Genomic DNA, 11,040 nt, shown 5'->3' with positions numbered 1-11,040 from the left:
TCTGGCCCCCGCAACCAACTTTCTTCTGTTTCTCCATTTTGTTTTTCCTCTTGTTTTCCCCTCGTTATGTTTCGCGCCGTTTCCGGTCGCTCGTCATATGTACGCATAATCACGCTTGATATTGATTTTCAAGTGCAAATCTGGTCGCCACCGCGCTTTGTTGGGTATCATCAGTGATATCTCTTCATGGACGAGGCCCCTGCCCAATGATGCAAAAGTTTACTTATCTCCCCCCCCAGATCGATATTCAGGATGCCACCCTGAGCCAGGTTATGGGCAACGGGCTCTCAGCCAACTTGCTGCTTGTCGCCGAAGATCTGCGCGACTCTGTTCTGTCCAGGCCGGAGTTTGCCGCCGTGGCAACCCAGATAGCGCTGGGGCAGAAGGCGCCCTTCAGCCTGGTACAGCACAACAGCCTGCAACTGGTGATCTTCATCGGAGCCCATCCGACCCGGGATCACGCCCTCTATAAACAGGCTAGATCCTGGATAGCCCCGCTGGCCGGACTCAAGATTGAGCGAATGGGGCTGCATCTGGAAGGGTTTGACGAGGGGGACAGGGCGCAGCTGGCCGAGCTGGCGCTGGCCTGCCTGCTGGCGGCCAATGTGCCGCTGCCGAGTCACAAACATCGTGCCGAGAATGAGTGGCGCTATCAACAGATTGCGGTGTCGCCGCGTTGCGTGCTGGATCTGGCGCGGATCTATGCCGAGGCCGAAGGCAATGGCATGGCGCGGCATCTGGCGGTATCGCCGGCCTCTGATCTCACCGCCCGCAGCTATCGGGAGTGGGCTCGTCAGCTGGCCCAGGTCGAAGGCTGGCAGTGGCACGAGTATGATCAGGCCCAACTGGCCGAACGGGGAGCCGGCGCCTTCATTGCTGTGGCGAGAGGCTCGGAAGACAACCAGGCCGCCATGGTCAAGCTCAGCTACTGCCCGCCCAATCCGGTGCGCCGGATAGCCTTGGTGGGCAAGGGGATCTGTCACGATTCGGGCGGCTACAACCTCAAGGTCGCCGGCAGCATGTATGGCATGCACCTGGACATGGGCGGCAGCGCCGTGGCACTGGGCGCCCTCTATGCGATCAGCCGCGCCCGGCTGCCCTACGAGGTGCACTGCTGGCTCGCTATCGCCGAGAACCACATAGGCCCGCTCGCTTACCGGCCGGGGGAGGTGGTAACGGCACTCAACGGCACCACCATAGAGGTGGTGGATACCGATGCCGAGGGGCGCATGGTGCTGGCGGATACCCTCTGCATGGCGGTGCAGGACAATCCGGATCTGCTGATCGATTACGCCACTCTGACGGGGGCCTGCAAGCGGGCGCTGGGCAGCCGTTACAGCGGCGCTTTTACCAACCGCCCCCAATGGTTCGGTGAGCTGATAAGCTTGGGCCAGCGCAGCGGTGAGCGAGTCTGGCCGTTCCCACTCGATGAAGACTACGATGACAACCTCGATAGCGAGTGGGCCGATCTGTTACAGTGTGCGCCGGGCGCGTCGCCGGATCACATCGATGCAGCCCGTTTTCTCAACCGCTTCGTGCCTGCCCAGATCCCCTGGCTGCACTTCGATTTGAGCGGTTTTCGCAGCAAGGGGGGCAATGGCGTGGTCAGCAGCGAAGTGACCGGATTCGGGGTCAGGCTGACGCTGGAGTTGCTCGCCAGTTCGCTGGGCCGCCGCTGAGGCTCTTATGAACAGGCACTCGTTGAACAAGAACAGTAGGGGATCCCGTGAAAGTACCAAGTTATGACTGGGTGTTGTTCGATCTGGACGAAACACTGCTCGATTTCCCGGTCGCCCAGGCCTTGGAGCAGACTCTGCAGCTCTATGGTGTGACGCCGACGCCCCCCAAGATGGCGGAGTATCACGCACTGAACCACAGGCTGTGGCAGCAGTACAACTCGGGCGAGATAGATGCGGCCCACCTGCAGCAGACCCGTTTCACTCTGTTTGCCGAGCAGGTGGATGTGGCACCCATGGCGATGAATGACACTTTCTTGCAGCAGATCATCGCCCTGAGCGTGCCGCTGGAGGGGGTGCTGGAGACACTGCAGGCCCTCAAAGGCCGAGTGCGGATGGGGATCATCACCAATGGCTTCAGCCTGCCGCAACGGGGCCGCCTCAGCAAACTGGGCTGGATCGACTGGTTCGAGCCGCTGGTTATCTCGGACGAGGTGCAGGTGACCAAGCCGGCTGCCGCCATTTTTCAGCATACCCTGGCCTTGATGGGGCAGCCGAGCCCGGCGCGGGTGTTGATGGTGGGAGATAACCCCAAGACCGATATAGCCGGTGCCGCGGCGCAGGGGCTGGCCACCTGCTGGTACAACCCGGCCCGCCACGATACCGAGTGCGAGGCGACCCACGAGATCCACCACTTCGCCCACCTCTCCACCATAGTGCTGGGGCAGTAAGCCAAGGCGGCGAGCCGCTCGCCAGCAACAAAAAAGGCAGCCATAGGGCTGCCTTTTGTGATCTTGTCATCTATCAGGTACCCAGGCGGCTGAGCAGCCAGGATTCGAGCAGGGCGACCCCGTGTTCCAATACGGCTTCGTCGAAGTCGAACTCCGGATGGTGATGAGGCGCCGCCAGATTGGCCCCCAGGATCAGGTAGGCGGCTTCGCCGCCGCTCCGCTGCACCCGCTCGATGAGAAAGCCCGCATCCTCGCTGGCGCCAAAGCGGCGAGTGTGGATGGTCTCCAGTTTGAGCGCCTGCGCAAGCGGCACTATCTCCTCGAGCAGGGCCGGGCTGTTCTCGATGCCGATGGCTTCCCCCTGCTTGCGAATGAGGTAGGTGGCACCCTGCATCATGGCGGCCCCTTCCACTATCTGCTGTACCTGGCTGAACATGTAGTCGTTAAGCGCCGGGGTGGCACCGCGGGTCTCCCCCTGCAGGCGGGCATGGCCCGGGATCACGTTGCGACCGCTGCCACCGCTGAGCTGGCCCACGTTGATGCGGGTCATGCCATCGCGGTGGCGGGCAATACCGAGCATGGCGGTGGTCGCCGTGCAGGCTGCCGCCAGCGCATTGCTGCCCGCGTTGGGTTCAAGACCAGCATGGGCGGCGCGCCCCATAAACTCCACATCGAACTTGGTGGAGCAGAGAAACTCGGTGGGATTGACCACCAGCTCGCCACTGTTGGCATGAATGCCGATGTGCAGCGCCAGCAGGGCATCCACATCGTCGAGCTGACCGCCGGCCGCCAGTGCCTTGCCACCGCGGCACCCCTCTTCGGCAGGCTGGAAGAACAGCTTGATGCGGCCGTTGAGTTGCTCTGCCAGAGCGGCGATCCGCTCGGCCAATACCAGCCCGATGGCGGTATGACCGTCGTGGGCACAGGCGTGCATCCAGCCGGCATTGCGAGACCGCCACCCCTCCTGACTGGGGGGATGCAGTTCATCCTGGCTCTCATCGACTTCTACCGCATCGATATCGAAGCGAAAGGCCAGGGTCGGGCCGGGACGACCGCTGTCCCACACGCCCATCACACCCGTTATCTCTTCGATGCGGGCCAGCCAGTCGGGATGCGCCCCCTGACGCAGGGCGCGCTCCTTCTGGGCTTGTACGTCTACCTCCCGTCCCATGATGAGGTTGCTGGCCAGCAGCTTGTCACCCAGCATGACGGAGAAACCGAGTTCAGAAAGATGGTGTGCGATGAGGGAGCTGGTGCGAAATTCGCACCAGGCCGCTTCCGGCAGACGATGAAGATCACGACGCCACTGGCGTAGAGCATCTTGGGTCATGGTAATTCCTGCATGGCGAGTCCAGCTGATATTGTGACGGGCAGGGGAGCAAGAGTAAATCCCGGAGCGGCAAATGCAACAAGGGGAGCTATGAGGCTCCCCTTGTGGACGGTGGCAGTGACATGCAGCTTATATAGTGTGCATCAACCAGTTCTAAATAAGGCTTTCGGTATCACGCTGGGTGAAACAGCCAAAAAAGACAGAGAGTGGTGAATTAGTCAGCGCCTGGGCTGTGGCTGTCATTCAGCAATACATAATTCTGGATGACTAACCGGCTCAAAGCTGTGACAGCGACGGCAGAGAGACGGCAACCAGAGTGAAGAACACGGTAAAAACGGCAGTAACAACAAACTCTTTCATATTTTGTCTCCCTTGGCTGACTGTTGATGGGACCAAGATACCATAACTGTGCGGTAAAACAATAGTAAAATGTATTTATATGGCAAATTAGGTGCTTGATGTGTCTAAAGCCTCATTTTTGCATTTTGGCGTCTGTTTTATCATCTGTCCTTCTTTGTGATACCGATACGTGTTCTGTGTATATGGTATAAATTTATAAAATTCATAATGTTAGGGTTTATTTGTGTCAATTTTTTAGTGGGTTTTGTATGGAGCTTTTCTGGGGCCATTGAAATTTAATCCGCTTTAAAGCCCCTCTCTAGCGTCTGAAAATGTCGCCGAAAGCAGGTTGGCTTGTCCCTTGGCTGAATTTGAAGAGTGCATCCATTTTTTGTCGTATCTTTTACCTCGACGCCTGATAGGGCGCCTCTTTCAGGGAGCTGGTGCTGCACTCGCTTCTCAGTCACGCGCAAAAAATGGCGAACATGAAGAAGGGCTTGCCGTTGAGGAGGGACGAATGACGGCCCCTGTGCGGGGCTCAGATTTTTCTCATACCATGCGCCTGTGTGCCCCGACATCAGATCCCATCGAGACGGCATTGCCAGTGGCTGAAATAGCTGATGTGGCGTCCCCGGGATGACGATGGCTCTGTTAGCGATGAGTAATGTCATGCCACCGGCGGCCAGCTGTGATGAGAAAAGGTCCGGGTGCTGACCCTGCGCCCGATATAGATAAGGCAATCCCCCCAGTCGGCATACCCGGGATGCCGTGAGGTGTGAGCTGCGAAACCTTGGCAAGGAACCCGCGCCCATTCGCCTATGGCGAGAGGGCTGTCGCTGACCATCCAGGGGGCAGGAGGTGAGCCGCTCCCCTGTATGGCGACAAGACCTGGGGAAAAAACAACGCAGCAGAGGGCGCAGCAAGAGAGAGGACGCCTGTACAGATGCCGGTTCCGTCCGTTGTCGGGCACACGACGTGCATAAAAAAACCCTCCAGTGGAGGGTTTTTTGTCACAACTTGCTGAGCAAGCGACGGGCGCTTAGAACAGGGTGGTGGAGAGATCGTACAGCTCCTGATCGAACGGGCGCTTGAGGTTCTCGATGCAGTCGATGATGTCGTGGTGCACCATCTCGTTGCCCTGGATCCCGACGCAGCGACCACCCTGACCGGCCAGCAGCTGTTCAACGGCGAAGGCTCCCATGCGGCTGGACATGATGCGATCGCGCGCGGTGGGCGAGCCGCCACGCTGGATGTGGCCCAGTATGGTGGCGCGGGTCTCGCGGCCTGTCATGGCTTCGATGTCCTTGGCCAGGGCATTCACGTCGGTGACGTGCTCACAGATGGTGATGATGGCGTGTTTCTTGCCTTTGGCCTCGCCTTCTTTGATCTGCTGCAGCAGTTTCTCTTTGTCGAAGGCCACTTCCGGTACTATCACGTACTCGGCACCACCGGCAACGGCGGCAGACATGGCCAGATCGCCGCAGTGGCGGCCCATGATCTCGACCACCGAGATGCGGTGGTGGGAGCTGCAGGTGTCGCGCAGACGGTCGATGGCGTCAACCACCACGTTCAGGGCGGTGTCAAAGCCGATGGTGAAGTCGGTACCGGCGATGTCGTTGTCTATGGTGCCCGGCAGGCCGATGCAGGGGAAACCCTCCTCGGTCAGCTTCTTGGCACCCATGTAGGAGCCGTCACCACCGATCACCACCAGGGCGTCGATACCGTGTTTTTTCAGATTTTCGATCGCTTCGGCGCGCACTTTCGGGTCTTTGAAAGCGGGGAAACGGGCGGAACCCAGGAAGGTACCGCCGCGGTTGACCACGTCGGAGACGCTGTGACGTTCCAGCTTGACGATCCTGTCCTGATGCAGACCGAGATAGCCATCATAGATGCCGTAAACTTCCAGGCCATGGTGCAGACCGGCGCGCACCACTGCGCGGATGGCTGCGTTCATACCCGGTGCGTCACCACCACTGGTCAAAACACCAATACGTTTGATTTGTTTGGTCATGAGTGCCTCTGGATCTGAGTTGTCTAATACGAAGTTTTGAAAATGAGATAAGCCACATTGACTATATCGGCTTTCGTATGGGATGCGGGGGCCGCCATAGGAAAAGCGATATGCTGGAGGGGGCAAGTGCCCCCTCCTGGGCAACAGCTTACTTGGCTGCGCCAGCGATGATCTGGGAGAAGTCGTCCACTTTCAGGGACGCACCACCCACCAGGCCACCGTCGATGTCCGGCTGACCGAACAGATCGCTTGCGGTCGCGCCAGTGACGGAGCCGCCGTACAGGATCTGTACCTTGGCAGCCACGGCGCCGTCAAACCCGGCCAGGTACTGGCGGATGTGAGCGTGGACGGACTGGGCGATTTCCGGCGTGGCAGTCTTGCCGGTGCCGATGGCCCATACCGGCTCGTAGGCAACCACGGCGTTGCTGAAGGAGGCGATGCCACAACGGTCGATGACGGCTTTCAGCTGGGTCTCAACCACGTTCTTGGTCACGCCGGCTTCGAACTGTTCCAGCGTCTCACCGATGCACAGTACCGGCACCAGGCCAGCTTTCTGGATGGCTTCGTACTTGGCGGCTACCACGTCGTCGCTCTCTGCGTGCAGGGTACGGCGCTCGCTGTGACCGACCAGGGAGTAGGTGCAACCGAAGGCTTTGAGCATGGAGGGGGCGTTCTCGCCGGTGAAGGCGCCGGACTCGTGAACGTCGGCGTTCTGGGCACCGTAGGCAATCTTGCTGCCGGCGGTCAGCTGCTCAACCAGACCCAAAAAGATAACCGGCGGGCAGACGGCGACTTGCACAGAAGGATGAGCGGCAGCAGCCGGAGTCAGTCCTTTGATCAGAGCTTCGACAGAAGCTTTGGTGCCGTTCAGTTTCCAGTTACCCATTACCAGGTGCTGTCTCATCTTGTATATCTCCTAGGCATTTGATTGCGCGACATTATATGAATTGAACCGAGCCCAAGATAGCTGACCCGGCGGCAAATGACGTAATTTTTTTTCGCTTTCCTGATCCAAATCAGGAATGAAAGGCTCGATTGCTCAATCGTTAACCTGCCCTCGCAAACGGGCCCACCATACCCCAATCCATTCGTGAATGGCAGCCTCGGAATACATCAGATAACGCCCCTTCGGCAGGTAGCTGTAGAGGGGTTGCGCCACCTGACTCTGCTTGGCTGTGTAGTCGGTAGGAGCCGGCACCGCATCGAGTCCCTGTCCCTGATAGAGCGCCATGGCCCGTGGCAGGTGGGTGGCCGAACTGACCAGCGCCACTCGCTTGCCCTTGAGATAACGGCTGATGCTGACGGCCTCGTCGTGGGTGTCTTTGTTGTTTTCAAACAACGTCATTCGCGAGCGGGGAATGCCGAGGCTCGTCGCCATGCGGGCATTGACCTCGGCGTTGGAGAGGGGATCTCCGGACACATAACCGGAGAAGATGAGCTCCGCTTGCGGGTAAGCCTCTGCCAGCCGTACGCCCTCCAGGGTTCTTGCGAGGGCTATATTGTTCTGCCAGGCGCGTTCGGGCAGCGCCGGATCGCTCACATGGCCGTTGCCCAGCACCACAACGGCCGCTATATCCGGGTGCTGGTTTATCTCAAAGGGTGGAAAGGTCTGCTCCAGCGGGCGGGCCAGCTCGTAGCTCACCGGCCGCATCCCCATCAGTGCCACAATGAGCAGCGAGAAGGTGGCCAGCAGCTTGCCGGTTTTTTGAAAACGGGTGAACCAGAGCAGCAAGAGCGCCAGCAGCAACAGGGAGAGGGAAAAGGGCAGCGGCATCAGCAATTGGCCTAGCCATTTCTTGATAACAAACAAGTTGGCGGCAAACAGGTTGATCTCAAACACTGGGATGTCGTCCTTGAGTTTTCAGCAAATTCGGGATGTGACAGAATACCCCTCTTTTTTCGTCAGGCCCAACCCTGCGGCCAAAAGTTGAGTGTGTCTTGAAGCAAGATCAGAGTTTTGACGGGCGCGCCGACAAGTTCGCTCGCAACATTTATGACTCCACCAAGGGGCGCATTCGCACCACTGTGGTGTGGAGCGACATCGAAGCCTGCCTGGCTCGTCTTGGCAACCGGCCGCTGCGCATCCTCGATGCGGGGGGCGGATTTGGCTATTTTGCCCAGAAGCTGGCGGCCATGGGTCATCAGGTGGAGCTGTGCGATCTCTCTGCCGAAATGCTTGAACTTGCACGGGTCCAGATCGCTGAAAAGGGGCTGGAAGACAGAATTCGTCTCATCCAGTGCCCCATTCAGGATCTCAAGAGCCAGGTGACCGGCACCTTTGATCTGGTGCTCTGTCACGCCGTGCTGGAATGGCTCGCCGAGCCGCGCCAGACCTTGCTCGGTCTGTTCCCTTTCGTCAATGCAGGGGGCATACTGTCGCTGCTTTTTTACAACCGTCATGGCCTGCTGTTTCAGAGCCTGGTGGTGGGCAATTTCGACTATGTGCGCCTCGGCCTGCGCAAGAAGCGCCAGACCGCCCTGACCCCCACCAATCCGCAGTTGCCTGAGCAGGTGTACGACTGGATTGGGCGAGGGGGGCTCAAGATCATCGGCAAGACAGGGGTGCGGGTCATCCACGACTACATGCGCCACAAGCAGGATCAGGTCGAGAAATTCGATGATCTGCTGGCCATGGAGCAGCAATATTGCCGCCAGGAACCCTTTATCTCCCTGGGTCGCTATATCCATGTGATGGCGCAAAAACCAGCCAGCTGATGGGTCGGCGAGTTGGTTGACCGGGGGCTGCTCCCTTGTTTGCAGTCCCTGGGTCAATGTATCCATATGATGGCGTAACACCCTGCCAGCGAATGCCCGATGTGAAGTGACTTTTTTGATGCTACCGGATGTAGCCGTGCGCGAGCCTTCGCGCTCAATTACAACAACGAGATGACAACGTCATGATGAGTACATCCCGTACCCTGCCCGAGATGGTGGGTTGGGTCAGGCAGGAGGGGTTGGCGTTGAGCCTGCCTACCGACCGGCTGGCCTTTCTGATTGCAATCAAGACCCTGTCCGAAGATGAATCGGACTTGTCGGAAGCGGCGCTGCACGATGCCTTCGGCTATGTCAGCAACGCCTTTGGCCAGATGGACGAGACCCTCACAGGTCGCGCCAACAACGCCATCAACGATCTCATTCGCCAGCAGCTGCTGTCGCGCTTCAACACCGATATGGTGGCGGGGGAGAGCCTCTATCGCCTGTCGCGGCTGGGGATGGGGATCGTCGATTTCTTCATGGATCAGCGCCAGGTCGACTCCATCAAGCTCTCCATCCTGCTCGAACACCTGGCGGCCGAGCTCGACACCGCCCGCAAGGCGGCGCTCGAGACCAACACCCGCGAGCAGTGGGATGCAGAGGTGCTGCCACGGCTCACCTTCTCGCTGGAAGAGACGCTCGGTCGTATCGACTTGACCCAGCGCGCCATGGACGAGCAGCAGAATCAGGTCAAGAGTGAGATAGCGGCCCTGCTGACCCAGAACTGGGTCGATGCCATCCACAGTTGCGAAAAACTGTTGCACGAGACAGGCCAGACCCTGCGCGAGCTGCAAGACACCCTGGACGCCGCCGGCCACCGTCTGCAGGCGGGGCTGCTCAACATTCAGGAAGTGGCTCAGGGGCGCGACGATCTGTTCCACGTCGAGGAGTTGACCCATGCCCTGCAGGGACGGCTTGACGTCATCACCAGCTGGGGCCAGCAGTGCATCGAACTTTGGTCCCGTTACGATCGCCACGTCCACAAATTTATCCGCAACGCCATCGACATGGACAAGAACCGCGCTTTCAGCCAGCGGCTACGCGACTCCATTCGCAATTTCGAGCAGCATAACTGGCAGCTGCGCATCGCCGAGGAACCCCGTCTGCTGGAGCTGCGGGATGAAACCATTGCCATCCACGATGAAGAGGTCACCGGCGAGGTGCCCCTCGAGATGGAGTACATGGAGATGGTGGACATCAACCAGGCGCTGGCCGAGCGCATCGAGCGCTACCTGGCCCGCTATCCCGAGCAGGGCCATCAGCTGGATGTGGCCGATGTGCTGCGCGAATACCTGCTGGATTACCCGGCTCACGCCCATTTCGATGTGGCGCGTCTTCTGATCGACCAGGCCGTGCGCCTGGGCCATGCCAGCGGTGAGCGCGAGCTGCACCACCAACCCGCATGGAAACCCATTAACCAAGCTGGATCCAAGGTTCAGGCCTATGTCATTGATCAATACTGAGTTTCCCTTGCCGCTGCGACTCGCAGAGGCCATCGCCAACCCCTTGTTTCCGCGCATCGATACCGCCTTGCGTTCGGGCCGTCACATCAGTGCCGACGATTTCGAACAGCATTCGGCGCTGGTGGAGTACCACAACGAGCTGGAGATCTTCTACGGCCGTTATCAGGTGGAACTCATCAAGGCGCCGGAGGGCTTCTTCTACCTGCGTCCACGCCCCAGCGCCGACATTGGCACCACAGTGCTCTCCGAGCTCGATATGCTGGTGGGCAAGGTGCTCTGTTACCTGTTCTTAAGCCCGGACCGGCTCGCCTCGGAAGGGGTGTTCACCATGGGCGAGCTGCAAGAAGAGGTGCTGAGCCTGGCTGACGAGAAGCAGCTGCTGCGGATGGTCAACAGCCGCTCCGGCGGTACCGATCTGGACAAGAAGAAGCTGCTCGAGAAGATCCGCACCTCCATGCGTCGCCTGCGTCGCCTTGGCATGATCACCGCCCTTGGCAACAGCGACAAATTCCGGGTCAACGAATCCGTGTTCCGCTTTGCCGCCGACGTGCGCTCCGACGAAGATCCGCGCGCCGTGCAGCTACGGATGATCCAGGAAGGTGAAGCCATCTTCCACGACGACGAGATGCCGAGCAGCGATTCGCTGTTTGAAGACATTGAAGCGGATCTCGATGAAGAACAGCTTGAACTGGAGGTTGAAGATGACCTGCCGCGTTAAATCCAAGGCCCAGATGGA

The 11,040-nt window shown here is 59.2% G+C and carries 9 protein-coding genes; 5 read left to right on the top strand and 4 right to left on the bottom strand.

What is annotated here, in order from left to right:
* The first annotated feature begins 206 nt into the window (after positions 1-206).
* Complete coding sequence (locus BN1128_RS08180; RefSeq protein WP_042867497.1) at positions 207-1,679, top strand: M17 family metallopeptidase; 1,473 nt, start codon at positions 207-209, stop codon at positions 1,677-1,679.
* 47 nt (positions 1,680-1,726) lie between these two features.
* On the top strand, positions 1,727-2,407 hold the full coding sequence (gene yjjG / locus BN1128_RS08175; protein ID WP_042867495.1) for a pyrimidine 5'-nucleotidase: 681 nt from the start codon (positions 1,727-1,729) through the stop codon (positions 2,405-2,407).
* Positions 2,408-2,480: 73 nt separating this feature from the next.
* Here the strand turns inward: yjjG and BN1128_RS08170 are convergent, their stop codons facing one another.
* The 4 genes from BN1128_RS08170 to elyC all read right to left on the bottom strand — a co-directional run bounded on the left by BN1128_RS08170 (position 2,481) and on the right by elyC (position 7,897).
* Complete coding sequence (locus BN1128_RS08170; RefSeq protein WP_042867493.1) at positions 2,481-3,737, bottom strand: amidohydrolase; 1,257 nt, start codon at positions 3,735-3,737, stop codon at positions 2,481-2,483.
* A 1,378-nt stretch (positions 3,738-5,115) separates the two neighbouring features.
* Positions 5,116-6,087: a 6-phosphofructokinase gene (gene pfkA, locus BN1128_RS08165; protein WP_005326082.1), complete on the bottom strand. Its 972-nt coding sequence runs from the start codon at positions 6,085-6,087 to the stop codon at positions 5,116-5,118.
* Positions 6,088-6,235: 148 nt separating this feature from the next.
* Entirely contained in the window at positions 6,236-6,991 is a 756-nt protein-coding gene (gene tpiA, locus BN1128_RS08160; protein WP_042867491.1) for a triose-phosphate isomerase, read from the bottom strand.
* A 135-nt stretch (positions 6,992-7,126) separates the two neighbouring features.
* On the bottom strand, positions 7,127-7,897 hold the full coding sequence (elyC, locus tag BN1128_RS08155; RefSeq protein WP_042867502.1) for an envelope biogenesis factor ElyC: 771 nt from the start codon (positions 7,895-7,897) through the stop codon (positions 7,127-7,129).
* A gap of 128 nt (positions 7,898-8,025) precedes the next feature.
* Between elyC and cmoM the strand changes: the two genes are divergently transcribed.
* The 3 genes from cmoM to mukE all read left to right on the top strand — a co-directional run bounded on the left by cmoM (position 8,026) and on the right by mukE (position 11,022).
* Positions 8,026-8,802, top strand: a complete 777-nt coding sequence (gene cmoM, locus BN1128_RS08150) for a tRNA uridine 5-oxyacetic acid(34) methyltransferase CmoM (protein ID WP_042867490.1) — start codon at positions 8,026-8,028, stop codon at positions 8,800-8,802.
* A 182-nt stretch (positions 8,803-8,984) separates the two neighbouring features.
* Positions 8,985-10,304: a chromosome partition protein MukF gene (gene mukF / locus BN1128_RS08145; RefSeq protein WP_042867489.1), complete on the top strand. Its 1,320-nt coding sequence runs from the start codon at positions 8,985-8,987 to the stop codon at positions 10,302-10,304.
* The gene (gene mukE / locus BN1128_RS08140) at positions 10,285-11,022 is read left to right on the top strand and encodes a chromosome partition protein MukE (protein ID WP_042867488.1); all 738 of its coding nucleotides are present in this window, start codon (positions 10,285-10,287) and stop codon (positions 11,020-11,022) included. Before mukF ends, mukE begins: the two co-directional genes overlap by 20 nt.
* Positions 11,023-11,040 lie beyond the last annotated feature (18 nt).

The organism is Aeromonas piscicola (assembly GCF_000820005.1).
Lineage (GTDB): Bacteria > Pseudomonadota > Gammaproteobacteria > Enterobacterales > Aeromonadaceae > Aeromonas > Aeromonas piscicola.
This window is presented reverse-complemented; position numbering and strand designations above follow the sequence as displayed.

Coding starts and splice junctions, on each gene's coding strand:
- pfkA (WP_005326082.1), bottom strand. CDS start 6,087: ATGACCAAACAAATCAAACGTATTGGTGTTTTGACCAGTGGTGGTGAC.
- mukF (WP_042867489.1), top strand. CDS start 8,985: ATGATGAGTACATCCCGTACCCTGCCCGAGATGGTGGGTTGGGTCAGG.
- mukE (WP_042867488.1), top strand. CDS start 10,285: ATGTCATTGATCAATACTGAGTTTCCCTTGCCGCTGCGACTCGCAGAG.
- tpiA (WP_042867491.1), bottom strand. CDS start 6,991: ATGAGACAGCACCTGGTAATGGGTAACTGGAAACTGAACGGCACCAAA.
- BN1128_RS08170 (WP_042867493.1), bottom strand. CDS start 3,737: ATGACCCAAGATGCTCTACGCCAGTGGCGTCGTGATCTTCATCGTCTG.
- BN1128_RS08180 (WP_042867497.1), top strand. CDS start 207: ATGATGCAAAAGTTTACTTATCTCCCCCCCCAGATCGATATTCAGGAT.